Raw genomic sequence first — 18817 nt, 5'->3', positions numbered from 1 at the left:
CTTTCCAGTAAATTACCGAGGAAAAGGAGAGATTTGATATGGTAAAGGTTTATTATAATGGGGATGTAAATGAGGAAGTTTTAAAAGGGAAGACAGTTGCCGTCATTGGTTATGGCTCACAAGGTCATGCACATGCATTAAATTTGCGTAATAGCGGACATAAAGTAGTCGTGGGATTACGGTCAGGAAAATCATGGGTACAGGCAGAGGAGGACGGCTTCCTTGTGCTGCCTGTCAAGGGAGCCTGTGAGGCTGCAGAGGTCATCATGGTATTATTGCCGGATGAGATGCAGCCGACCGTTTATGAGAAGGATATTAAGCCTTCTTTATCTGCAGGAAAGGCACTTGCTTTTGCCCACGGGTTTAATATTCACTTTCATCAGGTCGTTCCACCTGAAAATGTGGATGTGTTTTTAGTGGCACCAAAGGGTCCAGGGCACTTAGTCCGGAGAACCTATGAAGAGGGAGCGGGTGTTCCCGCATTAATCGGTGTTCACCAAAATGTAACGGGCCTGGCAAAAGAGCTTGCATTAGCTTATGCAAAAGGGATCGGGGCGGCTAGAGCTGGTGTATTAGAAACGAATTTTCAGGAAGAAACCGAAACCGATTTATTCGGTGAACAGGCGGTTCTTTGCGGCGGCTTGACATCTCTTGTAAAAGCGGGGTTTGAAACCCTTGTGGAGGCTGGATATCAAAAGGAAGTTGCCTATTTTGAGTGTATGCACGAGCTTAAGTTGATTGTTGATCTTATGTATGAGCAAGGTCTGGAAGGAATGAGATATTCCATTTCGGACACAGCCCAATGGGGTGATTTTATATCCGGACCAAGAGTGATTAACGCCGAAACAAAGGCACGAATGAAGGAAGTATTAGAGGATATACAAACGGGAAAATTTTCAAAGAGCTGGATTTTAGAAAATCAGGCAAACCGGGCAGTGTTTAATGCGATTAATAACCGCGAAAAGAAGCATCCGATTGAAGTTGTTGGTATAAACTTGAGAAAAATGATGCCGTTTGTTAAGCAAGAGCCAAAAAGGGAAGTATCTGAGCGTTTGACTGAATAATAAGATCATAAAAATTAAATTCGAGGTGAGAAAATTGGGGATTTAGTTAAAAGTGTGAAAATTGGTGAAGCAATGGAAACATTAATGGATAAAGTGCATCAGACTCCTTTAAAGCAAAGTACAACATTAAATTACTTAACGAATGCCAACGTCTATTTAAAACTGGAAAATTTGCAAAAAACAGGATCCTTTAAACTAAGAGGAGCCATGAATAAAATTTTATCTCTATCAGATCAGGAAGTGAAAAGAGGGGTTCTAGCCGCATCTGCCGGAAATCATGCTCAAGGAGTAGCGCTGGCCGCATCGTTAAGAGGAATCAAATCGACAATTTATATGCCCAGGCATACTCCGCTTGCTAAGGTAGCTGCCACTAGGGGATATGGTGCTGAAGCCGTATTGGCCGGAGAAACGTATCATGAATCCTATCATTTAGCGACAGAAGAAATGCACCAAAGTGGCAGTACCTTTGTTCATGCATTTGATGATGATAGGGTTATAGCAGGGCAAGGAACCATTGCATTAGAAATGCTGCAGCAAAATAGTCAATTAAACGTTATTTTTGTACCCATTGGCGGGGGCGGGCTGATATCGGGAATTGCACTTGGAGTCAAAGCTAATAATCCTTCAATAAAAGTGATCGGTGTGCAGGCATCAGGGGCATCTGCAGCCTATCAGAGATTTAAAGGGCAAAAAATGAAGTCTCTTCTTCCTATTAGCACAATAGCGGATGGGATATTGGTTAAGGAGCCAGGGATTAAAACCTTTCCAATCATAGAAAAGTATGTGGATGATATCGTAACAGTAACTGAAGAAGAAATTGCCCATGCAATCCTGTTCATGCTTGAAAGAGAAAAAATGCTGGTTGAAGGAGCGGGTGCCGCTGCATTGGCTGCTATTTTATACAAAAAGGCACCGATTGAACAAAAGAAAGTGGGCTGTATCATAAGCGGAGGAAATGTAGACCCCGTTAAAATGCAAACCTATCAGGAAATATCTCAGTCTAAGAGAGTATCCAATTTATAAGATTCTAATGACAAATATATATTACCTAAAATTATGGGGAAGGAAAACAGTGGATATTGAATAGTATTCACTGTTTTTTAAAATTAGGTTCACTTATTATCCGGTTCTTTGGTTTTTAAAAGTAATATTCAGTTGACAGCCTAGTTCAATTATACTAACTTTAAAATGCTGGTAACATTTTACTTTTTATTAGTAGCAGAACGCGGGGTTGAATGGATAATATCGGAAAAAATTAGCGAGCATTTAAAACCAAGGGAGTATCATATGGATAAATACAAAATTATCTTATTTGATTTAGACGGTACACTTTCAGACCCAAAAGCAGGAATAACCAAATCGGTTCAATATGCATTACAGAAAATGAACATTGTAGAACCTGATATAGGCAAGCTTGAATGTTTCATAGGTCCGCCAATACAAGTTTCATTTGCTGAATATTACGACTTTGATGAGGAAGCTTCTCAAAAAGCAATTAGTTATTATAGGGAAAGGTTTAAGGCAAAGGGGATGTTTGAGAATGAGTTATATTCAAGTATTCCATTCCTGTTAAAATCGCTAAAAGAACAACAATTTATTTTAGTAGTTGCAACTTCAAAACCTACGGTATTTTCGGAACAAATACTAAAGCACTTTAATATTGACCACTATTTTGAACTTGTTGTTGGAAGTAATCTTGATGGAACAAGAACATCAAAAACAGAGATTATTCAATTTATACTAGAAAAGTACAATAAAAATAAGCTAGAAGACTTTATTATGATTGGCGACAGAATGCACGATATTATAGGTGCGAATAATACTGGTATTGACTCTATTGGAGTAACTTATGGATATGGTTCATTTGAGGAACTAAATAATGTTAACCCTAATTATATTGTAAATAGTGTTGTCGAATTAAAAAATATTTTATTGGGGAGTCAAGTCAAACAAATACATTATTGTTCTTCAACAAACAGATGATGATTTATAAGGCATCGTTTTTTTTTGAGTTTGATTCACCGTTGCTTAAAACTTTATTGATGTCCATTTATAAACTTCAAGATAGTCAATTATTCTATTCATCATAATACCATCCATTAATATATGTAAAATACGAAAGGATGGTCCTAAAAAGTCATTGTTTTAACTTTCCAGGATCATCCAATTTTTATAATTATTTAACGCCTACTGCATCAAACGATTTATTGACTGAAGCTACTTCAGCAGCCCCAGCACCATACAGGTCTGCTGCAGACTGTACTAATGCAGCGCGAGCCTGGCTGAATGTAGAAGAAGCCGTTAAGTAAACCGTATTGGCACGATAGTAGATTTGGCCGACTTTTTCATTACCGATACCCGAAACGGTCACACCGTAATGAGTGCCGCCTTTCGCTAATAGATACGCAGCTTTATTGATGATCCCGCTATTTATGTGAACTCCTCCATTGTCCTCAGAACCCGTATAACGTTTTGAGTAATGATCAGGATCTCCACTCTTTGTTGGATCGCTCATAGATCGAAGGGCATCGTTAGCGATATTTGGTGTATAGATGTCTTCTCCAATTTCATAATCCGGATTATTATTATCGAAAAATTCTACAAGAGTACCAAAAACATCGGACATAGCTTCATTTAATGCACCAGATTCGTTTTGATAGATTAAGTCTGAACTGGTGTCTGTTACCGCATGTGTAAGTTCATGCGCAACTACATCTAGACCAGCGGATAACGGACGGAATGTAGTACCGTCTCCATCCCCATATACCATTTGGCTTCCGTTCCAGAATGCATTATTGTACCTGCTGCCATAGTGGACAGTCGATTTTAAAGCTGAACCTCTGTTGTCATATGAGTTGCGATTAAATACGTTCTTATAATAATCAAACGTCTTGCCTGCATAATAATGGGCATCAACGGCAGCAGCATCATATGTGCTATTTAATAGATTGTCAGGACTTGTCCAAAGTGTACCAGGTAATCTTGAACGATTTACAGCATCGTATGTAAAAACTCCCGCAGCCCTTGTTCTATCTTGTAAGAAATATGAAGTTCCGTCGAAAGTCATATTTAACGACCTGGTATCCCCTAAAACGCCTTTGCCGGAACCTGTAGCATCACTAAGAGCCACCGGTTTTCCAGTCTTTTTAAAAGAAGGCTTAGCGTGTGCTTCATGAAGATCATTGTATTTGTCTAGAATCTTGCCTGTCGAGGCCTCGATAAAATAATTATAGTTTCCTGGTTTTGGAGAAAGGAAGTTTAAGTTTACTTGATATGCGTAAGTCGCTTCCTCCCCTTTAGTATAAACCACAAGCTCAGCTGATGGGTTTTTCTCATAGTCTGGTGTAAATCCAAGGTCGCCTTCTGCAATATTGATGGCTTTATTAGCATTGACTTTCTTTTCTGATTTAAGGCCTTTCTTTGTTTCCAAATCAGGAGTGACAGTGCCCGAGAACACAGTTAAAACCCCTTCATCCGTAACAACAGCAGCCTGAGTGGATCCCCAAACAGGCACTCCGTTGTACATTTGCTGTAATCGAAGAGCAGAACCCAGCTTGTCCTTCTTGTTAGATGTTACCTTAAACGATTCTTGTGCCGTTTTTGAACCTAACTTGAACTTCTTCTTATTGGCTTTCACATACTCGAATACAATGTCTTCAACATTTTTCTTCGATGGATTTGTCAGCTTTCCTGAGATGAATTCCGGGGAACCAACTGCTTCATTGTACTTGGATACGGATAAGACGTTGTTTGGTGCAGCGAGTGATGTGGCAGGAGAGAAGGCACTGGCAGTCAGACCGAGTGACAACCCTAGAGCTAAAATTTTCTTGTTCACTTAATTTTCCTCCTTGGTTACCATAAAGTGTGTTGCGAGACTAATAATATCAGCTAAAACTGAGTTTTTAAATAATTTTAAAAACTTTGAATAAATAAGCCTATCAAAAATAGGTATAGAGGAAAAAAGAGTATTAGAAGGTCTATAACCTAAGTTATAATATAAGTTATAACTATAGTAGAATTTTCATGTAAGAATTTGTAAGCTATAATTAATGGTAACTTTGCATGTATATGCAGTTAGGAACCGGTATTGGCTAGTAGATTTCTATTCGTCCAGTCCCGGTTTTTTATTATAAGTTGTCAGGAGAGGTGCATATGACAGATAAAGTAATTCAATATCGAAAAATGTTTGCTGACTACTATATGAAGCTCATTGATCTACTCGGATGGATAATTATATTTTACTCTATCCCTTTTGTATCTTTAACAGAAAAGCCTATAATACTAATCCTTCTGATAGTACTCATGCTGCTGTCAGAGTATTTTCAAATTCCCTTATTCTGTTTAAGAATGTTCAGTACAATGACGTTTCCAATCCTTTATGTCATGAATTTATATTTCAATATTTATACGACAATTGTAATCTTTGCATTTATTCTTATTTTTGAATCTTTTCATCATAAAAGATCCCTTCCCTCAACCATTTACAATATTGCCCAATATTCGATTTCTCTGATGGGGGCTGAATGGTTTCTAAATAAAATACAGATAGGGATGGAAAATTATCATATAGATTATCTGCTAGAAAGTCTTATATTCATTTTGATTTTTACTCTTCTATATTTTTTCATTAATAATTTAATTAATGATATTCTATTTTCCATCAGGCCATTGCCATATACCTGGGAAGAGTGGAGAAGTAAAACTTTACAGGAAATGATTATCGGCATTATGTCCATGATTCTAATATTTTTTATAGAGGTTTATACAAATTACCTTCCAAGAGACATAATAGATTTTACAACTATACTATTCTTATCCATTTGGATATTGTTAGCAATGACCATTTCGATTCTTTTAAAAGCAGTGATAGAAAAAAAGAAGTTGAATGCATTGTCCGTCCTTACTACTGAATTAAACCGTATCAATACAAATGACCTTCATGAAAAGAAAAGCCTTCTAGCGGAGACCTTTAATGCTAATGCTTTCGTTTTATTAGCAAAAGAAAATGATACATGGAAGCTTCTATTTAAGGAAGGACAGGTAAAAAGCGAAGTAGCATTCAGTGATGAACTTTCATTATTCTTAGAAGGAGTTTCAGACATATCCATTTTGACAGGAAACGATTCCAAGGAGTTGCCATGCAATCAAATTTTTAATAATATGATTCTCTCGCAGGCATTTTCCCCTCTTATTGTCGACAATGAAAAAATAGGTATGTTAATGGTCGGCAGAGTAAGTGAGATTGGTTTTAGTTTTGGTGAAATTCGCTCACTAACCGTATTATCCAATGTGCTGGCTAGCACATTGAAAACACGGTCCTTAATACTAGAAAATGAGAGACTGATGATTTTGGAAGAACGCAGCCGCATTGCACGTGATATTCACGATGGTATTGGTCAGTCTTTGGCAGGTATAGTTTTTCAGATGGAATCCTCGCTTGCGCTGCGAAAGAAAAATGAATATAAAGGGGACAACCTTAATCTTAATTATTCAATTGAACAGTGGATTGACAAACTAAGAGACAGTATAAAAGAGCTTCGTGAATCGATATATTCTTTAAGGACGTGCCCTTTGGAACAAAATGGATTAGAACGGGCGATACAAGAAAAAATCCAGAAGATGGCCGAGGGAAAAGCGAGTATTATTTTCACTCAGAAAGGGGAGCCATACCCTTTAGGAAGTCAAGTAGAAAAACTAGTCTATGATATATTCCAGGAGAGTCTGCAAAACTCAGTAAAACATGCAAAGGCTGAAAAGATTCAAGTCACTCTCAAATATGGACGAGAGCAGACTATGATAAAAATTAAAGATGACGGTATAGGATTTTCTTTATTTGAAAAATTGATAAAATGCCAAACAGAACCTCATTTTGGAATCCTCACCATGAACGAGCTCGCACATAAATTTGGAGCCAAATTTGAGATAGACAGCGCAGAAGGCAAGGGCACGGAAATCCGTCTTGCCATACGGCACAATAATTAAAGGGAGTGAGATCATGATTAATATAATGTTAGTGGATGATCATACTGTATTAAGAGACGGAATTCGAAGTATCTTGGAAATAGAAGAGGACTTGCTCCTGGTAGGTGAGGCAGATTCAGGAGATGGATTGCTAAAGCAATTGGATACTATTGCGCCGGATGTAATCGTGTTGGATATTAATCTGCCTAATAAGAATGGAATTGAACTTATTTCCATTATCAAGGCCAGGTATCCTGCCTGTAAAATACTAATCTTAACTATGTTTGATCATGATGAATACTTTAAATCTGCCCTGAGAGAAGGGGCTGACGGATATTTGTTAAAGGATGCTTCTTCCATGGAAGTTATCGACGCAATACGAAAAATATATCAAGGAAATTCTATTATACATCCTAAAATGGCAAGTAAATTAATTTCTTATCATCGTATCCATAACGACTTTGCCACTCAAAATAATGAATTGACCAACAGGGAAAAGGAAGTGCTCAATCAGTTGGTCAGAGGAAAGTCCAACAAGGAAATCGCCGCACAACTATCAATAAGCGATAAAACTGTAAAAATTCATGTCAATAAAATATATAAAAAACTAAACGTGAATAGTCGTTCACAAGCCATTATTTATGCTGTGCAGAATAAATTGGTGCCCTATTTAAATTAAAATCTCCCTGCCGTTAAAGGCAGGTTTTTTGGTTATTAATTTTAAAAATGACCAGTCCAGTATTATATTCAATCTAAATCCTTTGTACTATTTCGACCTAAAATATTGTGTCTATAAAAATAGAACAAACACTCAATATTCAAAATTGATTAATTCTACCATAATAGTTACATAAAGATGAATGTAAATATTATTACAGAAATGTTAATTTCTTATGGGTAGAGGGGTGTGCTGAATCATGTGTAAGGAGGATCTAATTGAAATAGCTCGAAGTAAAATGATTAATAGTATAAGGAAAAATGGATTCTTGAGTAAAAAGACCATTCAACTCAGCCAGGAATTGGACGTGTATATATGGGAGCAGCAAAAACAAAAGATAAATACGAAATTTCTGAAGAAAAAGTAATTTTTGTGTAGATGTAAGGGCAGTGCAAAGCGTATCATTTATAAGATTATTATATCGAGAGTTTTAATATATCAAAAACAAACATCATAAATCACCCTTTTGAAGAGGAAATTGATTCTTTGTTAAAGGAAGAAGAAATAATTGTTAACTGCACAATGGGGAAATTTGGATCACAGGTGTGCAGCCAACCTCTCTGAAAAAATAAAATGCTACTGTTTTATAGGGTGAAAATCCAGACTGGAAGGAGTTTATATAAACGAAATAAATATCAAATACTCTTGACTTAAAATAAATTCAGGTGATATAGTCTACTTAAATTCAAAAAATTCCGGCGATTACTGCAGGAAGTTACAGCCTAGAGGTGTGTTTTGTGGTTAGATTAAAGGATATTGCGGAGTATGTTGGCGTTTCTATTTCTACTGTTTCCAGAGTCATTCAGAATGACCAGACACGGAATGTTAACCAGGAAACGAGAAATAAAATCTGGCAGGCTGTCAAAGAGCTGGGATATACACCCAATCAGCATGCAAGAAATCTGGTCAGCAACAGACAAAATAAAAGTGATGCCAGGACAATGAAAATCGGCTGGGTTGCCAACCCTACACAGGCAGAATTAAATCCATACTTTTCTAATATCTATACTGGTATTCGTGATACTTTAACAGAAAATGATTATACATTAATAAGTATTACAAAGGATGAAATTGAAAATGAAGCACTTCTTCTTAAGACCATTCACGAACTCGGGATTGAAGGACTGCTGCTGATCGACAGTATCGATGAGAGCTTAATTGACTACATACAGCAAACAATTCCTGTTGTGGGACTTGACTTCTACTATTCCGATAAAGATATTGCCATTATAGATTATAACCGTGTGGCAGCATTGGAAAAAGTTGTCCAGCATTTAGTGAGTCTGGGTCATCGTGATATTGGTTTTATCGGAGGGGGAATTAATGAAGCCTTCCATAACTTGAATGAAGAATTAAGATTTAAGGGTTATCAATCTGCTATGAAAGAAGCAGGCCTTTCAATTCGAGATGAATGGGTTATTAATACCAGATGGAAAATGGAAAACAGCTATGAGGGAATGAATCAGCTCCTTAAAAGCAGTCCGGGAGACTTGCCGACAGCTATGGTTTGTGCAAGTGATTTAATGGCATTGGCTGCAATGAGAGCAGTTATAGAAAACAAGTTAAGAATCCCCGAAGATATTGCCTTCTTTGGAGTGGATAATATAGAAATGGGGAAATATTCATCACCGCCTCTTTCAACTGTAGAAATCCCTAAATATGAAATGGGAAAAATGGCAGCTAAAACGATTATGGAAATGGTAGAAGAAAAAGTAGTTTTGCCAATCAAAATTATTTTACCATTTGAGTTAGTTACTCGTGAATCATCTTCAAAAAAACGGACCTAATCGGTTCTTTTTTTAAAAACGTCTGGAAAACGTTTGGATAAAATGAGGAAAATTTTCCGAATTTATTTGGCTAATAGAGAGGAGAAATTTACATGAAGACAATGACAGCGATCTTAATAGGAGCTGGGGACAGAGGGGCGAGAGCATATGCACCATATGCTCTCGATTATCCGCATGAATTAAAGATTGTTGCTGTTGCAGAACCCAATAAGGATAGGAGAGGGAGAATCCAGCAAGAACATCAGATTTCAAATGAAAATTGCTATGAATCATGGGAAGAGATCTCTCAGCTGGACAAACAAATTGCCGATATTGCCATTATCTGCACCCTGGATAGAAATCATTTCAAAGTTACCATGAGAGCTTTAGAGCAAGGGTATCATGTACTCTTGGAAAAACCAATGTCACCAGATCCGATGGAATGTATATTAATGGAACAGCAAGCTAAAACATATGGCCGGCAGCTGACGATCTGTCATGTGCTCAGGTATACCGACTTTTGGAAAGCTATTAAAAAGGTAATTTCCAGAGGGGAGATTGGTGAAGTTGTATCTCTTCAATTAAATGAAAATGTTGAAGTTATGCATATGTCACACAGTTTTATAAGAGGCAATTGGAATAACAAAGAAAAATCAAGTCCGATGATCCTCCAGAAGTCCTGTCACGACATGGATATCATTTCATATGTACTGGGAAAACCATGTAAACTATTAAGTTCATATGGATCCCTGATGCATTTTAAAGCGGAAAATGCCCCGGAAGGAGCCCCATTGCGATGCTTGGATGGATGTCCTGCCGAGCTGGAGTGCCCATTCCATGCAGGACGGTATTACCTCGGAGAAGGAAGAGGCTGGGCAAAAAAATTTACAGAAGATTATACAAATGAAGGCATAATTGAAGCCTTGAATAGAACGCCTTATGGAAAGTGTGTATATCGCTCAGATAATAATGTCGTCGACCATCAAGTTGTCAATATGGAATTTGAGGGAGGAGCAACCGCTTCCTTCAGCATGTGCGGATTTACAAGAGAACAAACTCGAATCGTTCAAATAATGGGAACCAAAGGTGAAATCCGCGGAAACATGGAAGAAAATAAAATCTCAATTTTTGATTTCCTAACTAGGCAGGAAACAGTGATTCATTTTGATCAGCCAGTCGGCGGGCATGGCGGTGGAGACCGTGGAATAATGAGACTATTCCTGGAAGAAGTCCGGAATGGCAATAAGGAGGACAGTGTTTCTTCTGTTTCCGCATCTGTAAGAAGTCATCTAATGGCATTTGCAGCGGAAGAGTCACGGTTAAACCAGGGTCAATCTATTAATATAGATGAATATTATCATGGTTTAGTGGGGAATATTCAAGTTTAAAAGTTTGTAAACACAGCTTTTTAAGCAGTGCTGCAATATATTTTGACCCGTTAAGATTATATCTTAATGCAGAAAACTGAGAATTTGGAAAACGTTATCCAAGGAGGTGGTAAACGTTATAAATAATTTACGTTCATAACATTTTTATTCATCTAGAGATAAACCCTTATGTTTTGAGTTAGGCAAACAAAAAACTTTAGGAAAGAAGGGAAATGGGATGAAGAAATGGATCATCATGCTATTAACCGTTGTATTAGGTGTGATTGGCCTATCAGGCTGCAGTGATAATGATGCAGCATCCGGCGGAGGAAAAGATGGCAAGGTTGAGATTACGTATGGATTCTGGGATAAAAAGCAGGTTCCGGCGATTGAAGAAATTATAAAGTTATTTAATGAAAAATATCCGGACATTCAAGTGAAAACAGAAATCACACCTTATGGCCAATACTTTCAAAAGCTTGAAACAGCGGCAACGGGCGGTGCTTTGCCAGATGTTTTATGGATGAATGGTGCACATGTTGTGCAGTATGCAGAAGGGAAGGTCATTCTTCCATTAAGTGAAATGGCGGAAAAGGACAACTATAGCTTAGAAAATTACCCGGAATCACTGATTGATCTTTACACGGTAGGTGGAGATATTTATGGGATTCCAAAGGATTACGATACAACCGGGCTATGGTATAACAAGAAAATCTTTGATGAAGCCGGAGTATCCTACCCGGATGAAACATGGGATTGGGAAAAATTGAAGGAAGCTGCGAAACAGCTGACTGACAAAGAAAAAGGAATTTGGGGCTATGCGGCATTAATGGGCAATCAGGGAGGATATTACGATTTCATCTGGCAAAATGGCGGCTATATCATTTCTGAGGATGGCAAGTCCGCAGGTTTTGATCAGCCTGAGGCAATCGAGGCATTAGGATACAATGTCAGCTTTATTAAAGAAGGACTCTCTCCTACTCAAGCACAGATGACCGAAACGGCGGCTTCTGAATTATTCTCATCTGGAAAAATAGCGATGATGTTTGATGGTCCTTGGATGGTTCCTGAATATAAGAAAAATCCTGATTTAGATGTAGCGGTGGTTCCACAAGGCAAAAAGCGTGCCGTTTCTATCCACGGGCTTTCCAATGTAATATCTTCGAATACAAAACATAAAGAAGAAGCCTGGAAGTTTGTTCAATTCCTTGGCTCCAAAGAAGCAGCAGAAGTTTATGCCAAAACAGGAACCGTTATTCCAGCATTTAATGGTACACAGGATGCATGGAAAGAATCGGTCCCTAATTTAAACCTTCAAGCATTTATTGATGGAGCAGAATATTCAGTGCCTTTGCCAAGTGTGGAAAAAACGGGGGAAATCTGGCAGTACGAAACAGATGTACTTAAAAAGGCCTGGAGTGAGGAAATAAGTATTGAAGAAGCAGCAGAAGAGCTGACAAAGAAAGCAAATGAGGCATTGTCCAAGTAATTACTAAATTGAAGAGAAGGATTTTGCTATTCTTCTCTTCCATTCATATAAGGAGGGATGACTTTGAGGGAAGTACCTCTTCAGACAGATGTAAAATCAGCCAAAAAGATAAAGGTTTCTAACCTTGCTAAAACGAGGAAGCGTTCAGACTATTTTTGGGCTTATCTTATGATTGCACCTACAATGCTGGGTCTGTTTATTTTTTATCTCTGGCCCATTGCTCAGAATTTTTACTTTAGCTTTACCGAATGGGGTGCATTTGGACAGTATGAATGGACAGGCTTAGACAATTATAAGAGATTGCTTGAGGATGCAGCTCTCCTGCAAGCATTTAAAAACACAAGCATCTATATCATTTTTACCGTGCCGATTGGAATTTTCCTGTCTATTGTTGTGGCTGTTCTCTTAAATCAGAATATTAAAGGTAAATCTATTTACCGTACTTTATACTTTTTGCCAGTCATCACTATGCCAGCTGCCATTGCGATGGTCTGGAAATGGCTGTATAACGCAGACTATGGGATGTTTAATTATTTATTATCCTTGGTCGGAATTGAAGGGCCGCAGTGGGTAAGTGATCCTAAAATTGCTTTATATTCGATTATTGCGGTAGCGATTTGGAGCGGCATTGGCTATAATATGGTCATTTTTCTTTCAGGGCTGCAAGGTATTCCAAAGATGTATTATGAGGCAGCAGAAATAGATGGTGCAGGTCCTGTCACTGTATTTTTTAAAATTACACTGCCGCTGCTTTCACCAGTTATTTTCTTTGTGTCCATTATGTCACTGATTGGTGCCTTTCAAGTATTCGACTTGATTTTCATGATGATTGGAAAAAGCAGCACGGCGCTTGAAAGTACACAGTCCATTGTTTATTTGTTCTATCAGCATGCATTTGTACTAAACGATAAAGGGTATGCTGCGGCTATTGCAGTTCTTTTATTAGCGGTCATTTTAATAATTACAGCCATCCAGATGGTTCTTCAGAAAAAATGGGTTCATTATGATTAAAGGGAGAGATGCCGATGGACAGAGCACTTAAGCTTATTACAAGTAGAACATTCCTTTTCCATTTCATCCTGATTATTGGGGCTGCAGCAATGGTTCTGCCTTTCTTATGGATGATCCTTACCTCGTTAAAGACGTATGCTGAATCGATTCAAGTACCCCCGGTTTTGATTCCCGAAGATTTTCAGTGGGGAAATTATAAAGAGGTATTTGGACTCCTGCCCTTTTTCAAATTTATGTACAATACTGTAATTATTACAGTTCTTCGGACAGCCGGCCAATTGTTCCTATGTTCATTAGCTGCATATGCCTTTGCCAGAATTGAATTTCCGGGGAGAAACATTCTATTTTTGTTAGCGCTTACTGTGTTAATGGTGCCTGGGCAAGTTTTCCTGTTGCCGCAATATATGATTATGGTGAAATTAGGCTGGCTCAATTCCCTGCAGGCAGTCATTGTACCAGGGTTGTTCAGCGCGTTTGGCACGTTTCTATTGCGGCAGTTTTTCATGGGACTGCCTAAAGAATTGGAGGAGGCGGCCAGACTTGATGGCTGCAACCATTTTCAAATTTATTGGAAGGTGATGCTCCCGCTTGCAAAGCCGGGTTTAATCGCTCTTGGGATCTTTACAACACTCTGGAGCTGGAATGAATTGATGTGGCCGATGATTGTCAATAGTTCTCCTGAGTCTATGACTCTATCAGTGGGATTATCCTCACTTCAGGGGCAATTTTTGACCAATTACCCAATTCTAATGGCTGGATCTTTTCTAGCCATCCTGCCAATGCTGATCTTGTTTGTCTTCCTGCAAAAACAGTTTATTGAAGGGATTGCTGTTACGGGAGGGAAATAACAATTTGGTTTAACACTATTCTTCACAGCTGGAGCTTAAAGTTTGAAGGAAAATAACATTTTAAATGTCGGGTTGACCCAACAAGTTTTAGTGTTATAATAAAATTATTAATTAAATGAACTCATAGTTTTCTATCTATGAGTTTTTTTAATGATCATCTTGTACCAACAACCCATCCTTACAAAGATTGAGTTCATATAGAAATTTTACTGTCGAGGTGAATGTTATGAGAAAAGCCATTGGTATTGATATTGGCGGGACGAAGATTGCGGCGGGAATTGTTTCTGAAACCGGGGAATTGCTATATCGGGCAGAAGTAAAAAGTGATCCATCGAGCAGAGAAAAAATGTTTATCAGAGTCGTAGAATCGGTAGAAGAAGTTTTAAAAAATACCGCTTATTCTATAGGTGACATGGAAGGTATTGGTGTTGGTGTACCAGGAAAGGTCGATCGGGGGCAGGGGATTGCAGTTTTTCAAAATAACCTGCCGTGGGCACAATTCCCTGTTGCTGGACGGCTGCGTAAACATTTCCAACTCGAGAGGATTGTTACTGACAATGACGTCTATACCGCTGCATATGCTGAGTGGAAGGCTACACGTGGAAAAATAGATGAAACGTTTGTCTATATTACGATAAGCACGGGCATCTCCTGCGCTATCATTCATAATGGATCCTTTTATAGAGGGGCGGGATTCGCAGGAGAAGTAGGCTTGATTCCTATTTTTACAAGAGCAGCTGATAGGAAGCTCGAAAGGCTGGAAAAAGCGGCTGCAGGACCCTCGATTGCCAAAATAGCTGAAAGAGAATTGCAAGTAGCGGATTTGTCGGCAAAGGATGTCTTTGAACGCTATCGAGCCGGTGCGCTGGAATTTCAGCCGGTCATTGACGAGGTGACTGATAGTTGGGCTCAGGGTATCTACTCTATTTCATGTTTATTAGACCCGCACCAAGTCGTTTTTGGCGGCAGCGTAATCGCAAATAATTCTTACCTGCTTGAAATGATTAAGGAAAAACTAAAAATCTACCAGATCCCTGAACAACAGCATCTATTAAGCCGTATGTCAATCAGTACAATCAAGCAGGATAATGGTGTGATCGGTGCGGGATTGCAAGTATTTGGATGCATTTAATTTTTAATAGAGGAGTGTCAAAGATGTTTAATTTAAACAAGGAAAAATTAATTTCGTTAGGTGCGGAGCATACAACTGCCGAAATTAAGCAGCAGCCTGATTTATGGGGTGAAGCATTACATTCATTTCTGCAAAAAAGCGGGGATATAAAAGCTTTTTTACGCAATATACAGAAAAAGCACGAGAAGATTCGCGTCATTTTTACAGGTGCCGGTACCTCTGCATACGTAGGTGACACTGTTACCCCGTATTTAAAGGGGAAAGTTGATGAACAACAGTGGGGTCTGCAGAGTGTGCCGACAACAGCGATTGTTTCAAATCCATATCAATTTCTCAAAAGTGATATTCCAACCGTGCTTGTATCCTTTGCCCGCAGCGGAAACAGTCCTGAAAGCGTTGCAGCTGTTGAGCTGGCAGAGCAAATTGTAACGGATCTCTATCAATTAACGATTACATGCTCAAAGGATGGCAAGCTGGCAAAGCGTGCAATCGGGGATGAGGACAATCTGCTATTGATAATGCCTGAAAAGTCCAATGACCAAGGCTTCGCTATGACCGGTAGCTACACATGTATGGCGTTAACAGCCTTGCTTATTTTTGATTCCTCTTCAGATGGAGAAAAGGAGAAAATTGTTAATAAAATCCGGCTTATGGGTGAAAGTGTCATCTGGAGAGAAAAGGATATTAAAAAAATAGCGGCGGTTGACTTTGAACGGATCATATATCTTGGATCTGGCGGATTTGAGGGCTTGGCGAGAGAAGCGCAATTGAAAATTCTGGAATTAACAGCGGGAAAAGTTGCGACAGCCTTTGACTCATCACTTGGCTTCCGCCATGGTCCGAAATCATTTGTGAATGAAAAGACGGCTGTGTTCGTTTTCGTTTCAAACAACCCGTATACCCGCCAATACGATTTGGATATTTTAAATGAACTAAAACAGGATCAGATCTCTCCATTAGTTTGTGCGATCGCGTCAGAAGCGGACCCGCTTTTTTCGGGAGATGCCTTTTTATTTGACGGAATAGCAGGAGAAGTTCCAGATGCGTATATGTCTCTTCCGTTTATTATGATCGGACAAACGATGGCGCTGCTTGCTGCCATTAAAGTCGGGAATAAACCTGATACCCCCTCGCCAAACGGAACTGTCAACCGTGTGGTAAAAGGAGTCACTATACACAAATATAAAGAAGAAAAAGAAAAGGGAACCAAGCTCTTTTTGTAACTCGCGAAAGAATAAATAATAAATGAAATAAAGTGAAACGGGTTTCTGGTTCTTTAATTCAGAATGCTGGTACATCAACGTTTCAGAAAACAGCCTTTCGAAAAAAGAGGTGCAATGTATGGAACAATATATATATGCAGATAAATTTTTTCTCGAAGACGGGGCAGCGGGTCCTGGCTTCCTAAAAATAAAAGAGGGAAGGTTTGCCTCTTTTATTGATGAATTGCCAACCGAAACAGCTAAGGTTATCGATTATGCCGGGCAATGGATTGCTCCAGGGTTAGTTGATACTCATATCCATGGATTTCAAAATCATGATGTGATGGACAATGATCTTGACGGATTAAAAGCGATTTCTGAGGGGCTGCTCTCATGCGGTGTGACTTCTTTTTTGCCAACAACATTAACCTCTTCAACTAAATTATTGAATGAAGTGGCGGCAATGATTGGCGAACATTATACAGAGGTTAAGGGTGCGAAAATAAAAGGAATCTTTTTAGAGGGTCCCTTTTTTACTGAAAAACATAAAGGGGCGCAGAACAAAAGCTATTTTTGTGATCCTTCCATAGAAATGCTGGATACGTGGCAACAGCAGTCGAGTAATTTAATAAAAAAAATCGCTCTTGCACCGGAGAGGCAGGGGGCAGCAGAATTTATCGAGTATGCAGTGAACAATGGCATAGCTGTTGGGTTAGCCCATAGCAATGCTACATATGAAGAAGCAAAGCATGCGGTGGAAAAAGGGGCCACGATTTTTATTCACACTTTCAATGGCATGAGTGGGCTGCATCATCGTGAGCCTGGCATGGCAGGTGCTGCCCTGTCTCTATCTCATGTGTTTGCCGAAATTATTTGTGATGGGCACCATGTCCATCCGGCCGCTGCAAAGGTGTTAATGAATGCCAGGAGCAGAAAAGAAACGGTCCTTATCTCTGATTGCATGATGGCTGGCGGCATGCCTGATGGCCGCTATCAGCTAGGCGAATTTCCAGTCGAAGTGAAGGATGGGGCTGCCCGTTTAGAGTCAGAAAGTTTAGCAGGAAGTATTTTGCGGCTGATCGATGCGGTCAGAAATATCGTGGAATGGGGAATTGCAACTCCTGAAGAAGCAATCTATATGGCCAGCAAGGCACCCGCTGCAAGTATTCATCTTGATGGGGAGTGCGGCAATATAGCAGCCGGACTTGATGCCGACTTTATTGTGTTAACGCCAAAACTGGAGCTAGTGGCAACGTTTCTTGATGGCGTGTGCCGTTATCAAGCTGAAAAATTCATGCAAAAGGAGGAAGTGTGATGATTTTAACTGTCACAATGAATCCATCGGTCGATATCTCCTATCTAATTTCCGATTTCAAGCTTGATAGTGTGAACCGTGTTAAAGATGCTGTGAAAACCGCTGGCGGCAAGGGATTAAATGTTGCACGCGTCATCAGGCAGCTAGGTGAAGAGGTTCTGGCAACAGGTTTACTTGGCGGAACGATTGGCGGCTATATTGTTCAGGAATTGACAAAGGACAAGATTGGAAATGAGTTCATAAACATTAACCAGGAATCTAGAAATTGTATTGCCATTCTTCATGATGGAAAGCAGACAGAGATTTTGGAGTCTGGTCCGGTGGTGACAGCAGGGGACGGTACCGCCTTTCTTGCCGAATACGAAAGGTTATTGTCAAGCGTTTCCCTTGTGACAATATCCGGAAGCTTGCCGCATGGGCTGCCTTCCGATTTTTATACACGAATGGCCGAGATAGGCCGGGAGAAAGGAATCCCTGTCATCGTTGATACATCTGGGGAGCCACTGCGCCAGGTTTTGCTTCATAAGGTAAAGCCATTTGCCATTAAACCGAATGCGACAGAGCTTTCCCAGCTCCTTGGAATGGAACTAAATCACAGCATCAGAGGATATAAGGAGGCACTAACAGGTGAAATGTTTCAAGGAATTGAATGGATTATAGTATCGATGGGGAAGGATGGAGCCTTTGTTAAACATGGACCAGACTTTTACCGTGTGATTATCCCTGAGATTAATGCTGTAAATCCGGTTGGCTCAGGTGATGCTACAGTAGCCGGCCTTGCTGTTGCCCTGAAACACAACCAGACTGTTCCTAATGTACTGAGAACGGCCATGGCCGCAGGGATGCTTAATACCATGGAAGAAAAGACAGGCTATATTAACCCAGACAAGTTCAAATCTATTTTTGAGCTAGTTCAGGTGAAAAAAATAGATTAATAGAGGTGA

General features: G+C 39.3%; 16 protein-coding genes. 15 read left to right on the top strand and 1 reads right to left on the bottom strand.

Annotated elements, in window-relative coordinates; all coding sequences use genetic code 11:
• Positions 1 to 38 precede the first annotated feature (38 nt).
• The 3 genes from ilvC to NYE23_RS11000 all read left to right on the top strand — a co-directional run bounded on the left by ilvC (position 39) and on the right by NYE23_RS11000 (position 3047).
• Complete coding sequence (gene ilvC, locus NYE23_RS11010; protein WP_341077822.1) at positions 39 to 1064, top strand: ketol-acid reductoisomerase; 1026 nt, start codon at positions 39 to 41, stop codon at positions 1062 to 1064.
• A 72-nt stretch (positions 1065 to 1136) separates the two neighbouring features.
• On the top strand, positions 1137 to 2087 hold the full coding sequence (gene ilvA / locus NYE23_RS11005) for a threonine ammonia-lyase (RefSeq protein WP_341077820.1): 951 nt from the start codon (positions 1137 to 1139) through the stop codon (positions 2085 to 2087).
• A 264-nt stretch (positions 2088 to 2351) separates the two neighbouring features.
• Entirely contained in the window at positions 2352 to 3047 is a 696-nt protein-coding gene (locus tag NYE23_RS11000; protein WP_341077819.1) for an HAD family hydrolase, read from the top strand.
• Between the two features lie 193 nt (positions 3048 to 3240).
• Here the strand turns inward: NYE23_RS11000 and NYE23_RS10995 are convergent, their stop codons facing one another.
• Positions 3241 to 4899, bottom strand: a complete 1659-nt coding sequence (locus tag NYE23_RS10995) for a M4 family metallopeptidase (RefSeq protein WP_341077817.1) — start codon at positions 4897 to 4899, stop codon at positions 3241 to 3243.
• Positions 4900 to 5900: 1001 nt separating this feature from the next.
• On the opposite strand from NYE23_RS10995, the gene NYE23_RS10990 reads away from it, so the two are divergent.
• The 12 genes from NYE23_RS10990 (at position 5901) to NYE23_RS10940 (ending at position 18808) form a co-directional block, all read left to right on the top strand.
• Positions 5901 to 7046, top strand: a complete 1146-nt coding sequence (locus NYE23_RS10990) for a sensor histidine kinase (RefSeq protein ID WP_341077816.1) — start codon at positions 5901 to 5903, stop codon at positions 7044 to 7046.
• A 13-nt stretch (positions 7047 to 7059) separates the two neighbouring features.
• Positions 7060 to 7704: a response regulator transcription factor gene (locus tag NYE23_RS10985; RefSeq protein ID WP_341077815.1), complete on the top strand. Its 645-nt coding sequence runs from the start codon at positions 7060 to 7062 to the stop codon at positions 7702 to 7704.
• A 238-nt stretch (positions 7705 to 7942) separates the two neighbouring features.
• Entirely contained in the window at positions 7943 to 8110 is a 168-nt protein-coding gene (locus tag NYE23_RS25285) for an aspartyl-phosphate phosphatase Spo0E family protein (RefSeq protein WP_445662598.1), read from the top strand.
• 370 nt (positions 8111 to 8480) lie between these two features.
• Positions 8481 to 9530 (top strand): LacI family DNA-binding transcriptional regulator, encoded by a 1050-nt coding sequence (locus NYE23_RS10980; RefSeq protein WP_341077814.1) that lies wholly within the window; start codon positions 8481 to 8483, stop codon positions 9528 to 9530.
• Between the two features lie 92 nt (positions 9531 to 9622).
• Complete coding sequence (locus NYE23_RS10975) at positions 9623 to 10897, top strand: Gfo/Idh/MocA family protein (protein ID WP_341077813.1); 1275 nt, start codon at positions 9623 to 9625, stop codon at positions 10895 to 10897.
• Between the two features lie 217 nt (positions 10898 to 11114).
• Positions 11115 to 12365: an ABC transporter substrate-binding protein gene (locus NYE23_RS10970; RefSeq protein ID WP_341077812.1), complete on the top strand. Its 1251-nt coding sequence runs from the start codon at positions 11115 to 11117 to the stop codon at positions 12363 to 12365.
• A gap of 108 nt (positions 12366 to 12473) precedes the next feature.
• Positions 12474 to 13376 (top strand): carbohydrate ABC transporter permease, encoded by a 903-nt coding sequence (locus NYE23_RS10965; protein ID WP_341080695.1) that lies wholly within the window; start codon positions 12474 to 12476, stop codon positions 13374 to 13376.
• 14 nt (positions 13377 to 13390) lie between these two features.
• Positions 13391 to 14224, top strand: a complete 834-nt coding sequence (locus NYE23_RS10960) for a carbohydrate ABC transporter permease (protein ID WP_341077810.1) — start codon at positions 13391 to 13393, stop codon at positions 14222 to 14224.
• Positions 14225 to 14450: 226 nt separating this feature from the next.
• Positions 14451 to 15356: an ROK family protein gene (locus NYE23_RS10955; RefSeq protein WP_341077809.1), complete on the top strand. Its 906-nt coding sequence runs from the start codon at positions 14451 to 14453 to the stop codon at positions 15354 to 15356.
• Positions 15357 to 15379: 23 nt separating this feature from the next.
• Entirely contained in the window at positions 15380 to 16579 is a 1200-nt protein-coding gene (locus tag NYE23_RS10950; RefSeq protein ID WP_341077807.1) for an SIS domain-containing protein, read from the top strand.
• Positions 16580 to 16697: 118 nt separating this feature from the next.
• Positions 16698 to 17873, top strand: a complete 1176-nt coding sequence (gene nagA, locus NYE23_RS10945) for an N-acetylglucosamine-6-phosphate deacetylase (protein ID WP_341077805.1) — start codon at positions 16698 to 16700, stop codon at positions 17871 to 17873.
• Complete coding sequence (locus tag NYE23_RS10940; protein WP_341077803.1) at positions 17873 to 18808, top strand: hexose kinase; 936 nt, start codon at positions 17873 to 17875, stop codon at positions 18806 to 18808. The genes nagA and NYE23_RS10940 overlap by 1 nt, the downstream gene beginning before the upstream one ends.
• The last annotated feature ends 9 nt before the right edge of the window (positions 18809 to 18817 follow it).

The organism is Cytobacillus sp. FSL H8-0458 (assembly GCF_038002165.1).
In the GTDB taxonomy this organism is placed as follows: domain Bacteria; phylum Bacillota; class Bacilli; order Bacillales; family Cytobacillaceae; genus Cytobacillus.
Note: the sequence above shows the minus strand (reverse complement) of the source record. Positions and strands in the feature narration are given on the sequence as shown.